The sequence below is a fragment of the Stappia sp. ES.058 genome (genome assembly GCF_900105595.1).
Taxonomy (GTDB): domain Bacteria; phylum Pseudomonadota; class Alphaproteobacteria; order Rhizobiales; family Stappiaceae; genus Stappia.
Genome location: NZ_LT629784.1, coordinates 2897375 through 2920177, shown reverse-complemented (window position 1 = coordinate 2920177; position 22803 = coordinate 2897375). Strand labels below are relative to the sequence as shown.

Genomic DNA, 22803 nt, shown 5'->3' with positions numbered 1-22803 from the left:
CCTGTCGGCGGGATCCGGCGCCAGCATACAAAGACTTGACGTGGCGCGCAAAGTCGTGAAATCGGCTGGCCGGACGGAAGATACGGGACATCGGCGCTCTGCGTCGTGCAATCACAGACAAGCGGGACAAGCCCGCTGACACTGCGGGAGAATTCGACATGGCACATCTGCCGTTTGATCAACTCGAAGGCGAAATCTGGTACGATGGCGAATTCGTGCCCTGGGCCGACGCCAAGCTGCATGTGCTGAGTCACGGCCTGCATTACGCCAGCAGCGTTTTCGAGGGCGAGCGTGCCTATGGCGGCGAGGTCTTCAAGCTCGACGAGCACACCCGCCGGCTGCACGATTCCGCCGAAATCCTCGGCTTCGAGATCCCTTACGACGCGGAGACGATTAACACCGCCACCCGCGAGCTTTTGACCCGGATGAAGCTGGTCGACGCCTATGTGCGTCCCGTCGCCTGGCGCGGCAGCGAGATGATGGGCGTGTCGGCGCAAAACAACACCATTCACCTCGCCATCGCCGCCTGGGAATGGCCGAGCTACTTCGAGCCGGAAGAGCGGCTCAAGGGCATCCGCCTCGACATGGCGGCCTATCGCCGTCCCGATCCGGCGACCGCGCCGTGCCGCTCCAAGGCCGCGGGCCTCTACATGATCTGCACGCTGTCCAAGCACGAGGCGGAGCGCAAGGGCTATGCCGATGCGCTGATGCTCGACTGGCGCGGGCAGGTGGCCGAAGCCACAGGCGCCAACGTCTTCTTCATCAAGGACGGAAAGATCCACACGCCGACACCGGACTGCTTCCTCGACGGCATCACCCGGCGCACGGTCATCGAACTGGCGAAGCGGCGCGGGTTCGAGGTGATCGAGCGGGTGATCCAGCCCGACGAGATGGCGGAGTTCGAGTCCTGTTTCCTGACCGGAACGGCAGCCGAAGTGACGCCGGTCTCGGAAATCGGCCCCTACAGCTTTCAGGTCGATGCAATTTCGCGCACGCTGATGGAGGATTATCACGCCGAGGTCCAGCCCGAGGCGGTGACGAAGGTCGCGGCTGCGGGATAATCTCCGCTCGCGATTGCCCGTTGAAACACGCGCCCCGTCAGAACTTGGTCTGGCGGGGCGTTTTCGTTTCATCCGCCGTCTCTGCCACCTTTTCAACCGTGAGGCGGGCGCCTTCGGGCGCGGGCTGGGTTGTCTGGAACAGGCGACCCTTTTCGGTGATGAAGACGATCAGAAGGGCGATGGCGCCGAAGGTGGCGAAGCCGAGCGCGAGCGGCACCACAGTGCCATCGTAGTTCTGGCCGACGATGAAGCCGCAAATTGCGCCCCCGAGGGTCGTCACGAAGCCGAGCACCGACGAGCCGGTTCCCGCGATTTCGCCGAGCGGTTCCATGGCGATGGCGTTGAAGCTCGGGCCGATGAAGCCGAAGAGGAACAGCGTGATCGCCAGCATCGCGGTGAATGCATAGAGGTTTTCGGCGATCCAAATGGCGGTGACCGCCTGGACGAGGCTGATCGCCACGAACGCCACCAGCGCCCAATGCGACAGCGGACGCAGGCCGATGCGTTCCACCAGCGACGCATTGACGAAGGAGGCCGCGGACATGGCGAGACCGATCACCGCGAAGACCACGGGGAAGGCGGTGCCGACACCGAAGGTTTCCACGAAGATCTGCTGGGCGGACGCGATGAAGCCGAAGAGGGCACCGAAGATCAGGCCGGTGGCGCACATGTAGCCGAGCGTGATGCGGGTGGTGACGGTCTTCAGGTAGGCGGCGAGGACCGAGCGGGCGGTGACCGGTTGCCGGCGCGCGGCCGGCAGGGTTTCCGGCAGGCGCGCGCCGCACCAGATCAGCATGAGGATGCCGCCGAGGGTGAGCAGCAGGAAGATGGCGCGCCAGGGCGCCACGAACAGGATGATCTGGCCGATCGAGGGCGCGATGATCGGCACGACCATGAACACCATCATCACCAGCGACATCACCCGGCCCATCTGCCGCCCGGAATAGCTGTCGCGGACGATCGAGATGGCGACGACCCGGGGGGCGGCGCAGCCGATACCCTGCACCAGTCGCGCAGCCAGAAGATGGTTCATATCATTGGCGAAAATGGAGAAAACGCCGGCGACAGCATAAAGCGCGAGACCTCCGAGCAGCACCGGTCGGCGGCCAAAGCGGTCGGACACTGGCCCATAGAACAGCTGCGCGGCGCCGAAGCCGACGAGATAGGCGACCAGCACCTTCTGGCTGTCGTTCTCGTTGAGCACGGCCATGGCCGCACCGATGTCCGGCAGGGCCGGCAGCATGATGTCGATGGCCAGCGAATTGAGCGCCATCAGCGAGGCGATCAGGGCGACGAACTCGCGAAAGGAAATGCCGGGGTGGGGCACCGCGGCTGCGGGGCTTGGGGCATTGGGAGAATGCATGAGAGGTCCTGGCTGGGCAGACGGCCGCCAAAGAGGATGGCAACAAATAGAAATTGTCGAATTCGATGTAGAATTCGCCGAAATGCCTGTCCGGTCAAGCCATGCGGCTAGCAAACCCCGGACCCGCGCCGGAGCCTGTTGCAAGCCATTGTCGGCGCGACGTCAGCGGGACCAGCGATCCGCGGCGCGGGTGTCGATCTCGCGGGCGTCGACCCAGTCGCCCGCACCCCCGTCGCGCAGATGTTCCTTCTTCCAGAAGGGGGCGCGGGTCTTGAGATAGTCCATCAGGAAATCGGCGGCCTCGAAGGCGGCGGCGCGGTGCCGCGAGGCCGCGACGACGAGGACGATGTTTTCTCCCGGCGCGATTTTCCCGTGCCGGTGGATCGCCGTCAGCCCGGTAACCGGCCAGCGCGCGGCCGCGTCTCGCGCGATCCGTTCGATCTCGGCTTCCGCCATGCCCGGATAGTGTTCCAGTTCGAGCGCGGACAGGCGACCGTTTTCATCCCGGCACAATCCGGTGAAGCTCACGACCGCCCCGACATTCGCACCGGTTTCGGACAGCCGCTCGATCTCGCGCGCGGTGTCGAAATCCTCAAGCTGGATGCGCACCGTGATCGCGGGCGCATCGCGATCGTCTTGTCTTCCGGCGATCTCGGCGGAGGTCCTTTGCGTCATCAGTTGCGGTCCCGTCGCATCCGGGTCACCCGCCGGTCATCGGCGGGAAAAAGGCCGCCTCGCGGGCCCCGTTCAGCGGCGCGGCGTGATCGACGTGCTCGTGGTCGAGCGCGACCCTGATGGCGTCGCGCTCGGCAAACGCGTCGGCATAGGACTCGTCGCGCGCGCTCAGCCAGTCGATCAGCGCGCCGACGGTCGCCACACCGTCGGGGACCTTGATGGTTTCCGCGTCGCGTCCGACCCGTTCGCGCACCCAGGCGAAATAGCGCAATTGCATGTCGTGCCCCGTGGATTACTCGGTCATCAGGTGGCCGATGCCGGCTTTGAAATAGTCATAGCCCGTATATAGGGTCAAAACGGCGGCGATCCAAAGCGCGGAGAGACCGAGAAGCTGGGTGCCGGGCAGGATCGTCTCGCCCGCCGGGCCCGCCAGCAGCAGCGCGATGGCGACGAGTTGCACCGTCGTCTTCCATTTGGCCAGCTGTGTTACCGGAACGCTGACGCGCAGCACGGCGAGGAACTCGCGCAGGCCCGAGACGAGGATCTCGCGGCACAGGATGATTGCGGCGGCGATCATCGACCAGCCGCCGATGTCGCCCTTGCCGGCGAGCAGCAGCAGGCAGACCGCGACCAGCAGCTTGTCGGCGATCGGATCGAGCATTTGCCCGAGCCGGGACTGCTGTTGCCAGGCGCGGGCCAGGTAGCCGTCGAAGAAATCGGTGATGGCGGCGACGATGAAGATCGCAAGCGCCACCCAGCGGGCCGTATGGCCCGGAAAATACAGGCAGATCATCACCCCAGGCACGGCAAGGATGCGCCCGTAGGTCAGGATGTTCGGCAGGTTCCAGACATGGGATCGCGACATTGCTTGAAAACTGTGCCTTGAGCGGGGGACGAAGGATCCTGATCCTTCAAGCATGTTGACCGGGAAACGTCAATTGCGCATCCGGCCAGCCTGAGGGACGCCGAAGACCCGGGCTGGATTGGTAAAATTTTCCGAAGCGGACCTTTGTCCAAAGCCGCCGAAGCGTGGATAGTGTGCGGCAGTCAGACCTATCAGCCATACGGGTTTTCATGAGCGTTCAGACAAATCGCCTCGACCAGCCGATCGGTGCCGCGCTTCCCGACTGGACGCCGCGTCCGCGTCCGCCGCGCAGCGCGATGCAGGGCCGTTTTTGCCGGGTCGAGCCGTTCGATCTCGCGCGGCATGCCGGCGATCTTCACGCGGCCTTTGCGCAGGATCGCGAGGGGGCGATCTGGACCTATCTGGGCTATGGACCTTTTGGCGACGAAGCGGTCTTTCGCGACTTTGCCGCGGCGACCTGCTGCGGCGACGATCCGCTGTTTCATGTCATTGTCGACGGCGTCTCGGGGCGGGCGCTGGGCGTGGCGAGCTTCCTTCGCATCGACCCGGCAAACGGGGTCATCGAGATCGGCCACATCAATTTCGCGCCCGCCCTGCAGCAGACCGCAATGGCCACGGAGGCGATGTATCTGATGATGCGCCGGGTGTTCGACGAACTCGGCTACCGGCGCTACGAGTGGAAATGCGATGCGCTCAACGCGGGTTCCATGCGCGCGGCGCGGCGGCTCGGCTTCACCTATGAGGGCACGTTCCGCCAGGCCGTCATCTACAAGGGCCGCAACCGCGACACGGCATGGTTCTCGATCACGGATCGGGAATGGCCGGCCCTCAAGGCCGCGTTCGAGGCCTGGCTCGCGCCGGAGAACTTCGACGCCGAGGGGCGCCAGCGCCGCAGTCTTCAGGAAATGCGCGCCGGCGGATAGTCCGGTCTCAGCCGAAGATGCGCTCGCCCTGTTCGTCGATGATCTGTCTGGCCTTGCGCAGGCTGAACTCCGCCGCCTCGTCGCGGCCGGGCACCTGGTCGGCGCGAATGAAGACGTGCTCGCGCATCTCGCCTTCGGCGTCCGGCTTGGAGATCGTGCCTCCGACCTGCCATTGTCCGTTGCGCTGGGTGGGCGCGGGCACGATGGTGAAGCCCTTGTAGTCGACGGGCGGGAATTCCACGCTGGAGGCGCCCTTTCCGCCGCCGCCGAACAATCCGCCGAAGATCTTGCCGAATACCATGAGTGCTCCTTTGACCGACCGTTGCGGCGGCCCGTCTTCATCGTGTCAGTGCGACTGGTCGCCTGCATCCGCCAGCTGCCGCCGCGACCAGTGTCGACGGCACAGGGAAACATAGCGATCCTCGCCGCCGATCACCACCTGTTCCCCGTGTTCCAGGATCTTTCCGTCTCCGTCGAGCCGGGCGACCATCGTCGCCTTGCACCCGCACCAGCAGATGGTCTTGACCTCGCGCAGCGTGTCGGCGACGCCGGCGAGCTGCCAGACCTGCGCCTCGCTTGGGACCTGCGCCTCGTCACGCCGTCCCGCGGCCTATTCGTGGAAGTGGTCGTAGATCGTGCGCGCCACCGATTCCGAGACGCCCTCGACGACCATCAGGTCCTCCATGCCGGCGCGCGACACCGCCTTGGCGGTGCCGAAATGGCGCAACAGCGCGCGCTTGCGGTTCGGGCCGATGCCGGCGATGTCGTCGAGCGGGCTTTTCGAGATGTCCTTCTTGCGCCGCGCCCGGTGCGAACCGATGGCGAAGCGGTGCGCCTCGTCCCTGAGCCGCTGGATGAAGTAGAGAACGGGATCGCGTTCCGGCAGCATGAAGGAGGGCTTGCCCGGCATGAAGAATTTCTCCCGCCCCGCATCGCGGTCCGGCCCCTTGGCGATGCCGATCAGCGGCACGTCGTCGAGCCCGAGTTCGGCAAGCGTCTCGCGGGCCGCGTTCAACTGGCCGATGCCACCGTCGACGAACACCGCGTCCGGCCAGGCGGGGATCGCGGTCGGATCGGCTGCCTGCGTGGCGTCTTCCGGCTCCGTCTTTTCCGTTTCCGCCGTTCCTGTTTGCGCCGTTCCTGTTTCTGTCAGCGGCTTTCCGGCGTCGGTTGCCTCCCGGGGTGTCGCGGAGGGGCGCTCGTCGCCATGTTCCCTGACCAGCCGCGAGAAGCGCCGCGTCAACACCTCGCGCATCATGCCGTAGTCGTCGCCGGGAACGAGGTCTTCCGACTTGATGTTGAACTTGCGGTAATGCGCCTTGGCGAACCCCTCCGGCCCGGCGACGATCATGCCGCCGACGGCGTTGGTGCCGGAGATATGCGAGTTGTCATAGACCTCGATGCGGCGCGGGGTGGCGGTAAGGCCGAAGACCTCCGCCACGCCCTTCAGGAGCCGCGCCTGGCTGCTCGTCTCGGCAAGCCGGCGTCCCAGCGCCTCGCGGGCATTCTTCATGGCGTGTTCGACCAGCTCGCGCTTTTCCCCGCGCTGGGGAACGGTGACCTCGACCTTGTGGCCCATGCGCTCGCCAAGGGCCGCGGCCAGCAGCGGGCGTTCGGCAATGTCGTGCGACAGGAGCAGCAGGCGCGGGGCCGGCTTGTCGTCGTAGAACTGCGCCAGAAAGCTTTCCAGCACCTCCGCCTCGCCGAGCGATTTGTCGGCGCGCGGGAACTGGGCGTAGTTGCCCCAGTTCTGGCCGGTGCGGAAGAAGAACACCTGGATGCAGGTCTGCCCGCCTTCCTGATGGACGGCAAACACGTCCGCCTCTTCCACGGTGCGCGGATTGATGCCCTGATGCGACTGGACATGCGACAGCGCGGCCAGCCGGTCGCGATAGATCGCCGCGCTTTCATAGTCGAGCGCGTCCGCAGCCTCCTCCATCTGGACGGCGAGTTCCTTCTTTACCATCTGGCTCTTGCCGGAGAGGAACGCCTTGGCCTCGGCAACGAGCCCGGCGTAGTCCTCCGGCGAGATTTCGCCGGTGCAGGGAGCGGCGCAGCGCTTGATCTGGTGCAGCAGGCAGGGGCGCGAGCGGTTGGCGTAATAGCTGTCCGTGCAATTGCGCACCAGAAACGCCTTCTGCAGGGCGTTGATCGTTCGGTTGACAGCACCTGCGGAGGCGAAGGGGCCGAAATAGCTGCCCTTGCGCCGGCGCGCGCCGCGATGTTTCACCAGCGCCGGCGCCTCGTGATCCCCGGTGACCAGAATATAGGGGAACGACTTGTCGTCGCGCAGAAGCACGTTGAAGCGCGGGCGCAGGCGCTTGATCAGATTGGCTTCCAGAAGCAGCGCTTCTGTCTCGGTGCCCGTCGTGACGAACTCCATCGAGGCGGTGGCCATGATCATGCGCAGGATGCGGTTCGGCTGCCCCTGGAGCCGCGTGTAGCTCGTCACCCGCTTCTTCAGCGACTTGGCCTTGCCGACGTAGAGGACGTCGCCGTTCTCGTCGAGCATGCGGTAGACGCCGGGCGACAGCGGGAGCCGCTTCACGAAATGCGCAATCACGTCGGCGCCGCGCGCGTCACGCCCGAGCGGCGTTGCCGCGCGCTCGAACTCCGGCTCCGGCAGGATGTCGGAGCCGGCATGCGTGTCTGTGTCGTCCGGGTCGCCCTGTTCGCTCATTCCGAGATGCCTACGACGTCCGGCGTCTCCCAGGCAAGATGCTGGCCGCCGTCGAGCGCGATCATCTGGCCGGTGATCGAGGGCGTGTCCCACAGATAACGGATGGTTTTCGCAAACTCCCAAAGCTGCGGTCCGTGGCCGAGCAGCGTGGAGGATGTCTGTTTTTCAAAGTCGCTCGGGTCCTGGCGGGTGTTTGACAGCGTCGGCCCCGGCCCGATGCCGTTGACGCGAATGCGCGGCGCCAGTCCTTGCGCCAGTGTTTGTGTCGCCGTCCAAAGGGCTGCCTTCGACAGCGTGTAGGAGAGGAACTGCGGCGTGAGCTTCCACACGCGCTGGTCGATGATGTTGACGATCAGCCCCGTCTCGCCGGCGGGAAGGCGTTCGGTCATCGCATTGGCGAGAAACACCGGCGCGCGGGTATGGATGGCGAAATGGCGCTCGTAGCGTTCCAGATCGAGATCGCCGATGCCGTCGTTCTCGAAGATCGAGGCGCTGTTGACCAGAAGCCGCACCGGGCCGAGTGCGTCGTGGACGGCCGCCATCAGTGCGTCCGGCGCGGCCGGGTCGGTCAGGTCGGCCTGAAACACCGCCGCCGTGCCGCCTCGCGCGCGGATTTCGGCGCACAGCGTATCTGCCTCGCTCACGGCCTGGTTTGCGTGGATGGCGACGGTGAAACCGTCATGCGCAAGATCGTCGGCGATGGCACCGCCAATGCGGCGCGCCCCGCCGGTCACCAGCGCGACGGGGCGTTCGTCGGAGGGTGTGGCGGGGGTGTCCGCCGAAGAGGCGGCGGAAAGGCGTGTGGACATGGGCGCTCACGGATATCGGTGGTCAGGGCAAGGGTACAGGAAAATACGCAATACCGTCGCGTTCCGATCAGCCGACCTTGCCGAGATGGAAGGCGGAAAAGATGTAGAGGCCGTAGAGCACGCAGAGGATCAGGCCGGACGGCTTTCGAATGGTGACGTGGAAATAGGAAAAGGCGAGGACGAGCAGCGCGCTGGCGAACATGATCCAGAGGTCAAGCTTGAGCAGCTCCGGCGGAACGGCGACGGGCACGACCATGGCCGTGATCCCCATGATGGCGAGAAGGTTGAAGATGTTCGACCCGATGACGTTGCCGAGCGCCACGGCGGTGTGACCGCGCACGGCCGCGACCAGCGAGGTGACGAGTTCCGGGAGCGACGTGCCGAGGGCCACGACGGTCAGCCCGATCACGGCATCCGAAACGCCCCAGGAACTTGCAAGGGCGCTTGCACCCTCCACGGTGAAATGCGCGCCGAGCGGCAGGCCGATCAGGCCAAGCGCGATGAACATGATCGCAAGCGCGGGGTTTTCCGGAACGCCCTCGACCTCATCGAAGGGGAGGTCGACCTCGGCTCCGTCCTCTTCGTCGCAGGACCTTGCCGCAGCGGCCGCTGTGTCGCCATGGCCGTTTTCGGCGCGGTGGCAGCGTGTCGCACGCACCGATTCCCAGAAGAAGACGCCGAGAAGCAGCAACAGGATCGTTCCGTCGAAGCGTCCGATCGGGCTGTGGAAACACATGCCGATGAAGACGACGCTGACCGTGACCATGAAGATGGAATTGCGCGTGGCGCCCTTCTCGCGGCAGGAGGTGCTGGCGATCAGCGCCGGCAGCCCGAGCACGAGCAGCACATTGGCGATATTGGAGCCGACCACATTGCCGATGGCAATGCCGGGCAGGCCGTCGAGCACGGCGCCGAGCGAAATGAACAGCTCGGGCGCACTGGTGCCGAAGGCGACGATCGTCAGGCCGATGACGAGCGCCGGAATGCCGAGTCGCTCGGCGATGCTCACCGCGCCGCGCACCAGAACGTCCCCGGCAACGATCAGGACAACAAGCCCTCCGATCAGGCTGACATAGTCGATGAGCATGAAGCGTTCGGGTCCGGGTGTGGGCGTTGGCGGCCCGGGCGACGATAACCTGGGCTTTGTGACATGCGACACGTGCGGCGCACGCTCGGGATCTGGAAGCGGTGCCGGTCGCATGCGTGGCAGGCACCGGACAACACCGACCGTATATAAGCATCCATGGGGATATGAAAAGCCCAATGCGTGCATCGGGATCGAAGCACGAGCGGCACTGGATACGGTCTTGGCGCGCGCGGCGCGACGCCAGCGCGTTAACCCCTTGCTCACCATGACATCAAAAAATCACGGCCTGCCCGCAGATAGCCTCAATTCGTGACGGCGGTTGCCACATTCGATCACCATATCTGACGTGTTGGGGGGCAGGGCGGTCTGTACCGCTCGCACAATCCACGCGTAATCGGAGTATTCACATGAAGCGTCTAGCTGCAGTCGGCCTGAGCGCTGCCGTCGCCCTTGCTGCGACCGCATCGGTCCATGCGGCCGACCTTCCGCAGCCCGCAGAGACCTATACCTACGACGAGCCCGTTCCCGCGGAGCGCTTCGACTGGTCCGGGTTCTATTTCGGTGGGCATCTCGGCTGGAACTGGTCCGACTTCGGGACCAGCAACGGTGTCACGGGGAGCTTCACGACCCGCGACAACGGCGTCGCGGGTGGTGTGCATGCCGGCTACAACTACATGATCACGCCCGAGTTCCTGCTCGGCGCGGAAGCTGACTTCAGCCTTGCCAGCATCGACAAGACCCGCAACGTCGCGGGCGTTTCCTACAAGACGTCGAGCGACTGGAACGGCACCGTGCGCGCACGTGCCGGCTGGGCCTTCGACCGCTTCCTCGTGTTCGGTACGGGTGGTCTGGCGATTGCCGACATGGACGTCGCTGCGAATGGCGCGAAGGACAGTGCCACCCGCGTCGGCTGGACGGCCGGTGCCGGTGTTGAAGGTGCGGTCACCCAGAACGTGACGGCCCGTCTTGAGTATCAGTACCAGGACTACGGCAGCGAGACCTTTTCGCTTGGCGGTCAGTCCTACAAGACCGACCTGAACAACAACCAGGTCCGTTTCGGTCTCAGCTACAAGTTCTGACCGGACGCGCAAGCGTCCGACAAGGCCTCGACGGGAGCCGGCAAACCGGCTCCCGTTTTCGTTTGCGCAAGGGTCCGTCCTGCGCCGCTTGCCGTTTTGATCGCCGGTTGCAACATGGCGGGGCGGCGCCTGCCCGGGAGGCCGGTGACGCAGCGGAAATTCGGGCTTTGAAAGTATAGCGCCGACACGCTACAATTGCAGGACGTTGCGCGGGGAGCGGGTCTATGCAGACAGGGCATGCAACCGACTACCTTCACATTCTCGTCGTGAAAGTCGTGCGGGCGTGCAATCTTCGCTGCAGATACTGTTATTACATCAACGACGATACCCGGGACTACGGATCGTCGATGACCGTGGAGACGGTCACCGCCCTGTACGAACGCTATCGCGACTATCTCTCGGCGCTGGGCCGGCAGGGCGCCATCGTCTGGCACGGCGGCGAACCGCTGATGCTGGGGCGCAAGCGCTTCGGCACCTTCATGGATCTGCAGGAAGAAACCGGTCTTGCGCCCTTCATTCACAACAGGCTGCAAACCAACGCGTTGTTGATCGACGACGCCTGGATCGATTTTTTGCGTCGCCATGACATCGGCATTGGCGTGAGCATCGATACGGACCGGGCCGCCCATGACGCCAACCGCGTCACCCCGACCGGCGAGGGGACATATGACCAGACCGTCGAAGCGCTCGGGCGGCTGCGGCGGGCAGGCGTTCCAACGGGCGTCTTGAGCGTTGCCGACGGCGTCAGCGACGGCCGGCTGGCGATCTCGTCACTCAGGGCGCTGGGGGTTTCGAGCGCCGACATTCTTCTGCCGATGACGAACAACGCGCGGCAAAGAAACGCCGACACCGCGATCGACCTTGAGGCCTTGCCGGATTTTCTGGTGGAGGCCTTTCGCGCGTGGGTCAAGGGCGATGACCCCTCGATGCGGGTGCGCCTGTTTTCGTCGATGATCCTGCAGGCCTACGGCCGGCGCACGACCTTCCTGGGAACCGGCGGCGCCGACATGAGCTCGCTGGCCGTCATCGAGACCGACGGATCGCTTTGCATGGACACGGAATACAGCCAGTTGGAGCGCTTCGCGATCGCCGAGGGCTACGACACCGGCCTCAACGTGAAAGACGCGGATTTTTCCTTCGCGCGGGCGGAGGAACGGATCAAGCGGTTCGTCGCACAGGTCGGCGGCGACCGGCTGCCGACGGATTGCGAAAGCTGCGAGGTCGCCAGACTGTGCGGCGGCGGGCACCCCGGCTCGCGATACGACGACGCGGACAATTCCCACGATCATCGCAGTGCCCATTGCACGGCCCTCTACCGTCTCGGCCGCGAGACGCTTTCCTATCTGCACGACCCCCAACCCTACCTCTAGGAACGGACCCAGTGATGAGCGAAACCCCGGGAAAAACGGTCAAGGTCAAATTCGAAGTCGAGATCCAGGACGTGGGCGATGAACTCCACGGACGCTTGATGAAACTGCATGAGGACGACGACCTGACCAATATGGTCAAGAGCGTTCTCAGCGAAGCCGACGCCGCCGACAGCGAATCCTATACGCGCGTCATCTGGGGACAATGGCAGCAACTCGGCTAGAGTGTTTAGTCCCCCGCACTAATGGTGCGGTCCTTTCAAAGGAATGGTCGGACCATCATTGCTGGCTGAGCTCGTGCACGAGAACCGAGCCCGGCCGCTCTCGAACCGAACGTAGGCCCTATTGCGGGCATTCTTAGATGCCGTCACGTCTTGCGACCTGGAGCATAAGAAGCGGGCCTACGCTGACTTGGGTCTTGACACGCTATAAAGCGATAGAGGACGCGATTTGCATAGGCGACTTCGATGGAGGAGTAAATGGAGATAGCGGCACAGTTCATCCCGATGGCGATGCTTATTGCAATAATATATTTTTTGATAGTTCGTCCGATCCGACGTCGAATATCGAACAATAACGTGTCGTTATTTGACGCAATTCCAACCTGGGCCTACTTCGTTTCATCAGTAATTCTTGTATGTTACAGCGTTTTAGGGGATTTGTACGTTCAAGAAAATTCCGGTCGAGCATTTTTTGATAGAAATACTGCACGGGAGCTCGGATTGATCCAAAGCATTACGCCGGTTCTTATTGCCGTTTCCATAATACTGTTTGCAGCAGGGATTTACAGGGCCACCCGCAAGTAGGCTTGTATGTGCCGATGCTGACGATCCGCAGCTTCAGCCGGATCGAGCGCGCTGACGCCCAAACCCGTTTTCATGTCTCGCGGACCCGAGGCGCATTTCGCCTCGACTTCGGCGTGAAAGGCTGAAAAGACATCCCTTCCCGCATTGGCGGGACCGCACCCGGGAACGGGGTTTCGTGCAGCCTGAGGACCCGTCTTGGCGTCATCCGCATCGATTGCCGCCCTTCCCATGTACGACTGGCCGGAGGTGCGCGACGCGACCGACGCGCTGTGGGCGGCGTTGCGCGAGGCCCTGCGCGCGGCGGGGGTCGCAGCACCTCAGAACCTGACCCGCGACCGGCCGCTCTTCGATATCTGGCGGGATCCGAACCTTTGCCTTTCCCAGACCTGCGGGCTTCCCTATGTGCGTCACCTGCGCGGCGCCGTCGCTCTGCTGGGCGCGCCCGCCTATGACATTCCCGGCTGCCCGCCCGGCACCTATCGCAGCGTCTTTGCGGTGCGCCGGTCGGACGAAGTGCCGGATCTGGAGGCGCTCAGGGGGCGGCGCTGCGCCTTCAATCATCCCGGCTCGCAATCGGGCGACGGTGCGCCGCGCGCGCTGCTGGCGCCGCTTGCGCGGAACGGACGGTTCTTTGGCGACGTTCTTGAAACCGGGTCGCATCGCGCCGCGCTCGTGGCGGTCGCCGAGGGGCGGGCGGATGTGGCCACGGTCGATGCCGTCAGTTGGGAACTCGCCCGCCGTCACGAGCCGGCGGCGGCGGGGCTTGCCGTTGTTGCAGCGACGCCGCCGACGCCCGGTCTTCCCTTCATCTCGGCGATGGGCGTGCAGGGCGGGGCGGAGCGCCTGCGCGGCGCCATTGCCGAAGGCATCCGCGCCACACCTGAGGATGCGCGGGAGGCCTTGATGCTGTCGGGCTTCGTCGCTTTCGAGGATGCCGACTATGCGGGCATCGCCGCGGCCGACGCCCGCACGCGGGCGCTCGGCTACGGGGTTCTGGCGTGAAGACGCCGTATCAGATTGGCGGGCGGGTCGCCTCATAGGCGGGAACGGCCGCCTCGAACGCCTTGAGCCAGCCCACCAGCTCCGGATGGTCCGCACGCCATGCGCCGTCGAAACGCAGGTCGAGATAGCCCAGCATGCAGGCGACCGCGATCTGGCCGACGTTGGGCGTCCGGTCGGGGGTCGCGGTTGCGGGCGGATCGGCTTCCAGGCTCGTCAGCCCGCGCGCGACCTTGTCCGCCTGGTAGGCGAGCCATTCGGGATGGCGGCGGTCTTCCGGGCGAAAGCGCACTTCGTAGACCTGCAGGAGGGCGGCGTCCATGATGCCGTCGGCGAGCGCCTGAAGACGCAACACGTCGTAGCGGGCCTCTCCTTCGGGCAGGATTTTTCCGCCGCCGGCCAGATGGTCGAGATAGTCGACGATGACCGAGCTGTCGAAGAGCACCTTGCCGTCGTCGAGCACCAGCGCGGGGATCTTGCCGAGCGGGTTCTGCTGGCGGATCGAATCATTCGGGTCCGTCGTGTCGGTCAGTTCGACCGTGATCCGGTCGGAAAGCCCGAGGACGGCGGCGGCGATCTTGGCCTTGCGGCCGAAGGGTGAGGGCGGTGAGGAACGCAATATCGGCACGGGGTGTCTCCCAGGGTTTCGGTGCGCGCCAGTGTGCGGTTTTGGGCCGCGCGCGCAAGGGGGCGTGTCATCGGGCGCGGCGTGCGGGTTTTCTCTTCATGTGCCTGCCTGTGGTTAACAGGGTTTTGCGAGTGATTTCCACGTTTTGAAAAAGTTCAAAAGTTTCGCTGCGTTGTTGAAACGAATTGCACCGGTGCGGGTAAGGTCTCGGTAAGGGGCGGTGCCTAGCGTCGGTTCCGTCGGCGGCAAAGGTCGCCGAACGGTTCACCGGAAGGACGGCACATGGTGCTCTCTCTCGCTTCACCGATGACGGCCTTGTGGAAGACGTTTTGTCTTTGCGCGGTGGTGTATGCGTTGTCGGTTCCGGCGCTGGCACCGCTGCGTCCCGAGGCGGTCGACACGCCGATGTCGCGCTATTATGCGGCGGTGAACGCCGCCGTCCTCGACCAGCGGCTGACCTTCGATGCGATCACCGATCCCCTGCGCCGCTCGCCCGATTTCGCGCGCCAGCGCTTCGTCGCGATGATGAAGAAGTAGGACGTCGCCGCGTCAGGGGTAAAGCGCCGTCCACCGTGCCGGCCGTGCCGCGTCCGCGCAGGTTTTCGGGCCCTCGAAGCGCTGCAGCCTGAACGCATAGTCCTGCCAGACCCAGGTCGCGCGATAGCCGCAATGGCGGTCGGAGCGGCCAATGTAGGCGGCCGACAGCGTCCCGGTCGCGGGCTCGAAGGCCGGATTGACCAGCAGATCCGTTCCGCTCCAGCCGAAACGCGGATCGTGCAGCGCGAAGACCAGCGCCTCCACCCCGCCGATCTCGCCCGAATCGCGCAGATACAGCCGGTAGGTGACGTGCGATCCGCCGGCGGTGCAGGCGATTGCATACAGCGTCGCGACCTGCGAGACGGCGGCGATGATCACGTCCTGGCTGGCGATCGAGGGACTCGCGGTGCTTTCGCAAGCGCCGGACCGGGCGTGTTGATCGAGAACGGCATAGGGGATGCCGCGCGCGGCGACGGCCTGCTGGCGCGTTGGCTGCGTTGTTTGCTCAAGCCCGCGCGGGGGGCCGATTTGCCCCGGTACGCCGGCCAGTTCCAGCCTTTGCGAAAGGGCGTTCAGTCCCTCGGTGAGCCCCGACAGGGAAAAGCGGACGTCATGCGCCTCGCCGATGGCGTCGAGATAGGAAATCCGTAGCTCATCGCCCGCCCTGAGCGCGGGCAACAGCGCCGCCCCCGCCGCCGGTGCAACCACATGAAAGCGGTCGATGCCGCCATAAAGCGCCAGTTCGCCCGCGCGCACCACATGCGTCAGCGCGCCGTCGACCGACCATTGCTGCGCCCTGAGGTCGTCCGGGCGCGGGGTCGACGCTTCGAGCGCCAGCGACAGGCTGGCGCCCTGGCCGGCTTGGAAGGCGAGGCGTGGCCCGGGAGCGTTGCCCGGCCTGTCCGGATCTTCGAGTGCCGTCGTCGACAGCGCGCAGCTTTCGGTCGTCGGGCAGGACAGCTGCCAGTCGCCGAAATCCCGGGCGCTTGCCGGCAGTGCCAGTCCCGCGAGCATCCACGCGGCGACGACGAGGGAAGCAGGGCTTTTGCGGGACGGGCTATCGCGGAGCGGGTACATGGATCTGCTTCTGGCGGCAGCCGCGCCGGTCGACCGTGCGGCATGAGCGGAACGCGAGGTCGCGGGTCAGGCAGATGCGGACCTCGCTCAGCCGCCCGTGCTGGCAGGCGACGGCCATGGCGCCGTCGTCGAGACCCGGATTGGCGAGACGGAATGCCGTTTCGACCGCACCGGCGTCCATGCGGCTGCCGCTTTCGATGGTGCGAAATGCGGCCGGGATGCGGATTTTCGCGAAGGCCTCGCGGGTCAGGTCGAAATAGGCATCGGGGGAAAGCCCCGAACAGCTGCCGTGCTTGCGCCACTGATGGCGCACCAGGTTGCGGCTCGGCATGATGTCGAGGATTTCGCCCGTCGTTTGGTAAGAGGGTTCGCGCGGGCCGGTGCCATCGCAAAAATCGGGATAGCCCCTTTCGTATTGCGGCCACAGCCCATGCACGATGAAGCCGAACGGCTTTGCCGCCCGGCACTGGGTCGGGGCGGCGTTGCGTCCGGCCCTTGCGCAGTAAGACGGCGACCAGGACAGGGAGAGCACGTAATAGTCGAACGCGCCGGCGCGCTCGGCCCGCGCGGCCTGCGCGGAAAACAGGGTCAAAAGCAGCAGGCAGGCGCCGGCGGCGAGACGCGGCAGGAGGCCGGTTTCCCGGCGATGCGCCATCATCAGGGACGCACGGTCCGGCAGCGCGCGTCATAGACCCGCCAGGGGTCGAGGCCGGCGACACAGGCGCGCAGGTTCCAGCTCACGCCGACGAAGCCGCTGTGCTCCATGATCGCGTAATAGACGCGGCGCGTCCGTCCGTCGCTCATCTCGGCCCGCGCCTCGCAGAAGCGGCGCGCATAGGGGCTCGGCCGGCCCTGGGTATATGCGGTTTCCACCACCCGCGACATGTCCTCGATCGCGATTCCGCCGAGATAGTCGGCATCGGCGCGTGCGATCTGGCCGGCAACGGCCCGGCGCACCGCCGCCGTGTCGCAGGTCGGCACCCGCGGCTCCCCGTTCCAGGAGAAATAGGGGCGATCTCCGCCGCCCGCCTCTGCCGGCTGCAGCGTCGGCGCCAGCGCCAGGAACAGGCCGACGGCACCTGCGGCAAGGATCCGGCGGGAGCGGCGGGCGAAAGCGTGCATGGGTGTCATCCTCGGTTGGGCGCGGTTGCCCTGGACGATGCGTCAGCCGGGAGGGCCGGTCAAGCGTCTCGAGGCGGCGCCTCTTCGCCGACAAGCGGTATAAGCCGCCAGTCGGCACCGGCGCCAAGCGCCATGGTTTCCGTCAGCCAGGGCATGAGCACCCTGAGTTCGTCCGCCAGGATCCAGGGCGGATTGATCACCACCAGTCCGCTGCCCATCATCGGCTTGTCCGCATGCGGGTTTCCGGCAAAATGCTCCACGCAGAGGATGCGGCCGATCTCCTGATTGCGCATGACGCTGTAGAAGCTGTTGACCATCTTGCGGTCCTTGATCGGATACCAGGCCATGTAGACGCCGGTGGGCCAGCGCTTCCAGGCCTTGACGAGCCCGGCCGCCAGGCTGCTGAATTCGTCCTCGGACTCGAAGGGCGGGTCGATCAGCACCAGCCCGCGCCGCTCCTTCGGCGGAACGAAACTGCCGAGGGCGAGCCATCCGTCGAGCGCGATCGCCTTGGTCTGCCGGTCGCCGGCAAAGAGAGCGGCGAGCGCTTCGGCGTCCTTCGGGTGCAGTTCGGTCGCGGTCAGCCGGTCCTGTGTGCGCAGGAGCATGCGCGCCAGAAGCGGCGATCCCGGGTAGTGCCGGAGCTTTGCCTCGCCCTCGTTCAGGGCTTTCACCGTGTCCAGCCAGGGGGCCAGCAGATCGGCGACCCGGGTTGGCTGTTTGGCTTTGAGAACCCGCGCGATGCCGTTTTGCCATTCGCCGGTGCGCCGGGCCTCGCCCTCCTGAAGATCGTAGCGCCCGATGCCTGCATGGGTGTCGATGACACGGAAAGCGGCGGGCTTGGCCTTGAGATAGGTGATCACACGGGTCAGCACCGCGTGTTTCAGGACGTCGCCGATGTTGCCGGCGTGGAAGGCATGACGATAGTTCACGAAGGGTCCGCCGTGTTGGGGGTGCGCGCCAGATAGGACACGGCCTTGTCGCCGAGGTCCTGTTTGCCGATCTCGACGAAGCCGAGGCGACCATGAAACCGCATCGACCCGGGATTGGGCGGACGCGTGTTGACCTCGCAGGCAAGCGGCAATCCCCTGCGCGCGGCATCCGAGGCGAGGTGTTCGAGCAAGGCCCGGTACAACCGTTGTCCGACAGCCCGGTCGCGGGCGCCGGGCGCGACGGCGATCCGGTCGACATAGGTGAAATGCCGCAGATTCTCCTTGAGCCAGGTGAAGTTGCGGCTCTCGTAGTCGGCGTCATGGTCGAGACAGACGAGAATTCCCACCGGGTGCTCGCCCGCACAGGCAACCAGCGTCGTCACGCTGATCCGGGTGAGTGCCCGCAGATCCGCTACCGTCAGACCGTTGACGGCTGGCAGGCAGGCCTGGTTGATCGCAAGGACGGCGGAAAAATCGTCCGGCGCGATGCGGCGGACATGGATTGGGTCGGTCGTGGACGTCATGAGGTGGGCGCTTCGATGATGATGTGGTGTCGGGGGCCGTCCGGGCCCTGATGGCGGCCGGGCAGACATTGAGGGAATGGCGGAACCGCGCGCCGTCGCGGTGGCATGGGCCGGTTTGACCGAACGGCAGGGGGACAGGCCGGGACGATTGTCACGCGACCCGGACGGCCACAGGAAACGATCGACGCGGGGCTAGCGCGATCCGATGGACCGGTCTCCCGCACAGCGCCATCCCGCTGGTGTGAAGATGGAGCACTCCCGCCAGCGCGAAACGGTCCCGCCGGCGCGAACAATCCCGCGTCGTGCCCCGACTGTGTCACCGGCCTCCGACCCGTGACGCCGAGATCCGGCAACACGAAGGCCGACGTGGCCGTGCGGCGAATGCACCGCACGGCAACGCCGGATGGAATGCCGCGCCCGCAGGCCGCCGCGATCGACGAATCAGGCCGGCTGGTCGCCACCTTCCTCGATCTGCAACTCAACGGCCTTCGGGCCCTTGCCATGGCGATCCGGCTCGGTCTCGAAGGAAACACGTTGTCCGCTTTCGAGCGTCGTCAGTCCGGATCGTTCGACGGCGGAGATGTGCACGAACACGTCCGGTTCGCCCGAATCCGGCATGATGAACCCAAACCCCTTGTCGGCCTTGAAGAATTTCACGACGCCCGGCTGTCGCGGACCCCGCTCCATTGCCGGCGCCTCGCGCCTTGGCCCGCGCGGCGCCTCGCTGTCGCCACGTGGCTGAAAGCCGCCCGCGCGCGGAGCCGGGGCACCGCCACGCTGTCCGTATCCGCCCGAGCGTTGGCCAAAGCCGCCGCCGTCACGCCGTCCGTCGGATCCGCGATCGGAGCCGAAGCGGTCTCCGCCAGGCCGGTCGCCACCGGCGAACCGCTCGCCGGGCGGGAACGCGTTTTCCGGGACCTCGGGTGAGGCCCAGCCGGCTTCGCTAAAGGAATCACGCCGCCCGCCGCGGGACGGCTTGTTGCGTTTGCCATGGTCGGGTGCGCCGCCGAACTCGTCCCCGTCACTGTATTCCTTCGAACCACCGCGTCGCTTGCCTTGCCGACGGTTGTCCGAACGCCAGTCATTCATATCCAAATCACCTTTTTTGAGCCCGCTGTCCCGGCGGTCTCTCTGGTCACAATAAACGTGACGTCGAGGCGATACCTTCGGTCGCTCTGCAACGCCAAGTTTCAGTCGCGGCAGGTGTTCTCTAAAAGGTGAGCGGGTCCACCGCCCTTACATGGAACCCGGCACGGGGAATTGCCCGACATGCCTTCGCACCAACGCACCCTCCCGACGATGCCAACCGCGACACCATATTAAGGGCGGAGGCGGTGTTCGGGCAAGGAAAACCCTGCGAAACTCACCTGTCCGGACCGTTCGAGCCCGATTTTTCGGCGACTTTTTCGAGCGGCCTGTCGATTTTGACAAGAGGAAGCCGGGGCAGTCGCAGCGCGCGCTTGTCAAGGTGCCGGGCAGCGGGTTACGTGATGCCGGACAAACGCAAAAGCTCGAGGAGCGGCCCCTGCAACCAGCAGGCGAATGGTTCCCGTGCACGCGGTTGCGGGCGAAAAGGGGAAATGATGTCCGACACAAGCACCCATGAGCCGCCGATCCAGGTGGTCGTGATTCCCGTGACCGGGTTCCAGCAGAACTGCTCGATCGTGTTCGACAAGAAAAGCCGGCGCGGCGCGGTGATCGATCCCGGCGGCGATGTCGAGAAAATCGAGAAGGCTCTCGGCGAGCATGGCGTGACCGTCGACAAGATCGTTTTGACCCACGGGCATATCGATCACATCGGCGGGGCGGCCGAACTGGCGGAACGCCTCGGCGTCGAGGTCGTCGGTCCGCATCGCGCCGACCAGATGCTGATCGACCGGGTCGAGGATCAGGCCCGTGATTTCGGGGTTGCGGGCGTGCGCGCGGTGAAGCCCGACGTCTGGCTCGAGGAAGGCGACAGCGTCGAGATCGGCGGCCGCGCCTTTCAGGTCCTGCATTGTCCCGGACATGCGCCAGGTCACGTGGTGTTCTTCGACCCGGAGTTGCGGTTCGCGATTTCCGGCGATGTGCTCTTCGCCGGCTCCGTCGGGCGGACCGATCTGCCGGGCGGGGATCACGGAACGCTGCTCTCCTCGATCCGCGACAAGCTGCTGCCGCTTGGCGACGATGTCACCTTCCTGCCCGGTCACGGCCCTGCCTCGACCCTTGGACACGAGCGCCAGACCAACCCGTTCCTGAAATAGGCGCATTCCTGCGTCATTGCCGGTGACGGCGCGGGGGTGCATGGCCTGCGGACCCGCAATATACGGACGAGTGGGCCTTATGTGCCCTGTAGCGACCTGAAGGAGGGTCACATGGTCAAGAATTCGCTTTCCGCGCTCGCCGGCGCGATCGTTTCGGTCGCGCTTGCCGTGCCCGCCGCCACGGCGGAGGACTACGTCGACCGGTTGCTGCTGCTCGATCGTCTCACGCAGGACGAGGCGCGCGGCGGACCCCAGATCCGGGGCGGACGCTCGCCGTTCCAGAAACGCGTGAAGGTGTGCAATGTCATGCTCACGCCGGTGCGCGATCCCGATACCGGGGAACTGGTGAAGGTGATGAAGGAAGTTTGCTGGATGGAATGAACGACGGGTCCCAAGTCACCCTGCGGCGGCCCGTTTGATGATCGCCGGCGCGTTCAAAGAAGACCCCTCAGCACGTCGATGCGCGCGTTCACAAGCCAGCCGTAATAGTTTTCGCTCGGCCATCGCGCGCTTCCCGCCGCGCGCCTGCGCCGGTATTGCGCCGCGCGGCTCCACGGATCGCCGAGATTGTATAGGGTTGCGGTCAATCCCGGGTTTTTCGAGATGTCGACACCGCCAACCGACTTGTAGGCGTCGATCGCGTCGCGCAGGACGGCCGCCATGTAGTGCAGCGATTTTGCCGGGTCCATCGTGGCACGATAGACTTCCTGTGCGTCGCGCGCGGTCAGCTTGCGGAAACCGCTCACGCGGGACACGCGATCGCTCATCTTCAGTACGGTGAGAGGCGAGAGCTGGCCCAGGCCGAAGCTCTGGCCCGCGAAAAGGGGCTGAAAGAACGCTTCGTTGAAGGTCTTGTTGGGGTAGCGGACCCCGTCGACCGTCTTGTTGCGGAACCGGCTGTTCCAGTAGCGCTGGTAGCAGTTCCAGAGCGTGTTGCTTTCTTTCTTGCCCTTGTTGCACCGGTCGAACTGCGACCGTTGCACGAAGTCTTCCACGTGCTCGCCGTTGAGTTCGAAGCTGATGCGGATCCCGGCGTAGGCCAGAGCCTTGACGTAATACGACTGGGCGCTGTCGAGGCTGTCGTAATTGTAGGTATGCTCGCCGACGATGGCGCCAAGCATGTGAACCGGATCGATCCCGTAGCGATTTGCCGCGCTCTTGATGTTGCGCATCAGCCGACTGTCGCGGCGCAGGACGGCGACGATCTTGTCGAACTTCGCGTCATAGGCGCTCTTGCTGGCGGCCGTGCGGCGCGAGGATGCAAAGGGGATCTTCGGTTGGGAGCGTTTGCGGTTGCCTTCCGGCACGACCCGGGCGGCCTGCGCCGCGCCGCTGCCGAGCGGCAGCACCTTGGACACGGGCAACGGGGCAAGCGTGACCGCGGCGGCGATGGCGGCCGTCGCCCAGAGCCTCGTCATCCAGGCGATCGGGCGCGTGCGGGATCGGGGCGGGGGAGGGGCCATGCATTCGTCCAGCGCTGACATGTTTTTCGTACCCCTTCCATATACGCAACAAGGGCGTGTTGGAAGCGCAACGCGCCGGCATTCCGTGTCTGCCATCATGACCTATCCATATGTTGCCGGTTCATCCGGGAGCGCCCGGCGCAGACGGGCCGGCCGCGCGGGCCCCGCCGGTGCGGGCGGATGCGGTGGCGGCCGGACCCATGAACAGTTCGACGGATCGCGGCACTTTCATCTCGCGCAGGAATGCCTCGTGGCGACGCAGCCCGCACAGCTCACGCTGGATCATGACGTTCCACAATGCGTCGCACGCCTGCGCGTGCCGGCGCGCGGTGCGCCGGTCGGGTGCGCGCGGTTCCTCGCCTGCGTCCGACATTGCGGCGGCCTGGCTTGCCCGATCGAGACTGACGAGCGCGGTCTCCAGAACGGCGGTCAGCCGGGCGAGCGTGGCCGCCATTTCGCCGACGGTTTCATGGCGCAGCGCCTCTCCGATCGGATCGAAGGCGGCAGCGGCTGCCGATGGTGGACGCAGGCTCATGACCGTCGCCTTTCCGGTTGGTGTGCGG

26 protein-coding genes and 1 pseudogene are annotated in these 22803 nt (G+C 65.4%); 9 read left to right on the top strand and 18 right to left on the bottom strand.

Going from position 1 to position 22803, the window contains the following annotated elements:
* Window positions 1–158 precede the first annotated feature (158 nt).
* Window positions 159–1061 (top strand): branched-chain amino acid aminotransferase, encoded by a 903-nt coding sequence (locus tag BLU32_RS13575; RefSeq protein WP_093807766.1) that lies wholly within the window; start codon window positions 159–161, stop codon window positions 1059–1061.
* Window positions 1062–1098: 37 nt separating this feature from the next.
* On the opposite strand, the gene BLU32_RS13570 is transcribed toward BLU32_RS13575, so the two are convergent.
* From BLU32_RS13570 to pgsA, 4 genes are all read right to left on the bottom strand, one after another.
* Entirely contained in the window at window positions 1099–2424 is a 1326-nt protein-coding gene (locus BLU32_RS13570; RefSeq protein WP_093807764.1) for a multidrug effflux MFS transporter, read from the bottom strand.
* 162 nt (window positions 2425–2586) lie between these two features.
* Window positions 2587–3099 carry a molybdenum cofactor biosynthesis protein MoaE gene (locus tag BLU32_RS13565; protein WP_093807762.1) on the bottom strand — a complete coding sequence of 171 codons (513 nt, stop codon included), beginning with the start codon at window positions 3097–3099 and terminating at the stop codon, window positions 2587–2589.
* 25 nt (window positions 3100–3124) lie between these two features.
* Window positions 3125–3376, bottom strand: coding sequence for a molybdopterin converting factor subunit 1 (gene moaD / locus BLU32_RS13560; protein WP_093807760.1), 252 nt, complete (start codon window positions 3374–3376; stop codon window positions 3125–3127).
* 15 nt (window positions 3377–3391) lie between these two features.
* Window positions 3392–3964 (bottom strand): CDP-diacylglycerol--glycerol-3-phosphate 3-phosphatidyltransferase, encoded by a 573-nt coding sequence (gene pgsA / locus BLU32_RS13555; RefSeq protein ID WP_093807758.1) that lies wholly within the window; start codon window positions 3962–3964, stop codon window positions 3392–3394.
* Window positions 3965–4173: 209 nt separating this feature from the next.
* Here pgsA and BLU32_RS13550 point away from each other — a divergent pair, with 209 nt between their 5' ends.
* Window positions 4174–4887, top strand: coding sequence for a GNAT family N-acetyltransferase (locus tag BLU32_RS13550; protein WP_093807756.1), 714 nt, complete (start codon window positions 4174–4176; stop codon window positions 4885–4887).
* A 7-nt stretch (window positions 4888–4894) separates the two neighbouring features.
* Here the strand turns inward: BLU32_RS13550 and BLU32_RS13545 are convergent, their stop codons facing one another.
* From BLU32_RS13545 to BLU32_RS13525, 5 genes and pseudogenes are all read right to left on the bottom strand, one after another.
* Window positions 4895–5188, bottom strand: a complete 294-nt coding sequence (locus BLU32_RS13545; RefSeq protein WP_093807754.1) for an HlyU family transcriptional regulator — start codon at window positions 5186–5188, stop codon at window positions 4895–4897.
* A gap of 45 nt (window positions 5189–5233) precedes the next feature.
* Window positions 5234–5482: pseudogene (locus tag BLU32_RS13540) on the bottom strand (thymidine kinase); the annotation flags it as partial.
* A 15-nt stretch (window positions 5483–5497) separates the two neighbouring features.
* A complete protein-coding gene (gene uvrC / locus BLU32_RS13535) occupies window positions 5498–7567 on the bottom strand; it encodes an excinuclease ABC subunit UvrC (RefSeq protein WP_093807749.1) in 2070 nt (689 codons plus the stop codon).
* The gene (locus BLU32_RS13530; protein WP_093807747.1) at window positions 7564–8376 is read right to left on the bottom strand and encodes an SDR family oxidoreductase; all 813 of its coding nucleotides are present in this window, start codon (window positions 8374–8376) and stop codon (window positions 7564–7566) included. Before BLU32_RS13530 ends, uvrC begins: the two co-directional genes overlap by 4 nt.
* A 67-nt stretch (window positions 8377–8443) precedes the next feature.
* Window positions 8444–9463: a calcium/sodium antiporter gene (locus BLU32_RS13525; protein ID WP_093807745.1), complete on the bottom strand. Its 1020-nt coding sequence runs from the start codon at window positions 9461–9463 to the stop codon at window positions 8444–8446.
* Window positions 9464–9870: 407 nt separating this feature from the next.
* Between BLU32_RS13525 and BLU32_RS13520 the strand changes: the two genes are divergently transcribed.
* The 4 genes from BLU32_RS13520 (at window position 9871) to BLU32_RS13505 (ending at window position 13717) form a co-directional block, all read left to right on the top strand.
* Window positions 9871–10542 carry an outer membrane protein gene (locus tag BLU32_RS13520; protein ID WP_093807743.1) on the top strand — a complete coding sequence of 224 codons (672 nt, stop codon included), beginning with the start codon at window positions 9871–9873 and terminating at the stop codon, window positions 10540–10542.
* A gap of 224 nt (window positions 10543–10766) precedes the next feature.
* On the top strand, window positions 10767–11912 hold the full coding sequence (locus BLU32_RS13515) for a radical SAM protein (protein ID WP_093807741.1): 1146 nt from the start codon (window positions 10767–10769) through the stop codon (window positions 11910–11912).
* 14 nt (window positions 11913–11926) lie between these two features.
* Entirely contained in the window at window positions 11927–12133 is a 207-nt protein-coding gene (locus BLU32_RS13510; protein WP_093807739.1) for a hypothetical protein, read from the top strand.
* 777 nt (window positions 12134–12910) lie between these two features.
* Window positions 12911–13717 carry a phosphate/phosphite/phosphonate ABC transporter substrate-binding protein gene (locus BLU32_RS13505; protein WP_157727675.1) on the top strand — a complete coding sequence of 269 codons (807 nt, stop codon included), beginning with the start codon at window positions 12911–12913 and terminating at the stop codon, window positions 13715–13717.
* 10 nt (window positions 13718–13727) lie between these two features.
* Here the strand turns inward: BLU32_RS13505 and BLU32_RS13500 are convergent, their stop codons facing one another.
* On the bottom strand, window positions 13728–14342 hold the full coding sequence (locus BLU32_RS13500) for a glutathione S-transferase family protein (protein ID WP_093807735.1): 615 nt from the start codon (window positions 14340–14342) through the stop codon (window positions 13728–13730).
* A gap of 282 nt (window positions 14343–14624) precedes the next feature.
* On the opposite strand from BLU32_RS13500, the gene BLU32_RS13495 reads away from it, so the two are divergent.
* Window positions 14625–14879: a hypothetical protein gene (locus BLU32_RS13495; protein ID WP_093807734.1), complete on the top strand. Its 255-nt coding sequence runs from the start codon at window positions 14625–14627 to the stop codon at window positions 14877–14879.
* 12 nt (window positions 14880–14891) lie between these two features.
* On the opposite strand, the gene BLU32_RS13490 is transcribed toward BLU32_RS13495, so the two are convergent.
* From BLU32_RS13490 to BLU32_RS22570, 6 genes are all read right to left on the bottom strand, one after another.
* Entirely contained in the window at window positions 14892–15956 is a 1065-nt protein-coding gene (locus BLU32_RS13490; protein WP_093807733.1) for a DUF1176 domain-containing protein, read from the bottom strand.
* The gene (locus BLU32_RS13485; protein ID WP_244501704.1) at window positions 15937–16614 is read right to left on the bottom strand and encodes a ribonuclease T2; all 678 of its coding nucleotides are present in this window, start codon (window positions 16612–16614) and stop codon (window positions 15937–15939) included. The genes BLU32_RS13490 and BLU32_RS13485 overlap by 20 nt, the downstream gene beginning before the upstream one ends.
* Window positions 16614–17078 (bottom strand): cytoplasmic protein, encoded by a 465-nt coding sequence (locus BLU32_RS13480; protein ID WP_093807731.1) that lies wholly within the window; start codon window positions 17076–17078, stop codon window positions 16614–16616. Before BLU32_RS13480 ends, BLU32_RS13485 begins: the two co-directional genes overlap by 1 nt.
* A 59-nt stretch (window positions 17079–17137) precedes the next feature.
* On the bottom strand, window positions 17138–18010 hold the full coding sequence (locus BLU32_RS13475; RefSeq protein ID WP_093807729.1) for a 23S rRNA (adenine(2030)-N(6))-methyltransferase RlmJ: 873 nt from the start codon (window positions 18008–18010) through the stop codon (window positions 17138–17140).
* Entirely contained in the window at window positions 18007–18534 is a 528-nt protein-coding gene (locus tag BLU32_RS13470; protein ID WP_157727674.1) for a GNAT family N-acetyltransferase, read from the bottom strand. Before BLU32_RS13470 ends, BLU32_RS13475 begins: the two co-directional genes overlap by 4 nt.
* Window positions 18535–18975: 441 nt before the next feature.
* A complete protein-coding gene (locus BLU32_RS22570) occupies window positions 18976–19221 on the bottom strand; it encodes a cold-shock protein (protein WP_208977069.1) in 246 nt (81 codons plus the stop codon).
* A gap of 896 nt (window positions 19222–20117) precedes the next feature.
* Between BLU32_RS22570 and BLU32_RS13460 the strand changes: the two genes are divergently transcribed.
* Window positions 20118–20777, top strand: a complete 660-nt coding sequence (locus tag BLU32_RS13460) for an MBL fold metallo-hydrolase (protein ID WP_244501703.1) — start codon at window positions 20118–20120, stop codon at window positions 20775–20777.
* Between the two features lie 111 nt (window positions 20778–20888).
* Entirely contained in the window at window positions 20889–21158 is a 270-nt protein-coding gene (locus tag BLU32_RS13455; RefSeq protein ID WP_093807721.1) for a hypothetical protein, read from the top strand.
* A gap of 53 nt (window positions 21159–21211) precedes the next feature.
* Here the strand turns inward: BLU32_RS13455 and BLU32_RS13450 are convergent, their stop codons facing one another.
* Together BLU32_RS13450 and BLU32_RS13445 are read right to left on the bottom strand one after the other, a co-directional pair.
* Window positions 21212–22240, bottom strand: coding sequence for a DUF1402 family protein (locus tag BLU32_RS13450; protein WP_244501702.1), 1029 nt, complete (start codon window positions 22238–22240; stop codon window positions 21212–21214).
* A 121-nt stretch (window positions 22241–22361) separates the two neighbouring features.
* Window positions 22362–22775, bottom strand: coding sequence for a DUF6665 family protein (locus BLU32_RS13445; protein WP_197673612.1), 414 nt, complete (start codon window positions 22773–22775; stop codon window positions 22362–22364).
* Between the last annotated feature and the right edge of the window lie 28 nt (window positions 22776–22803).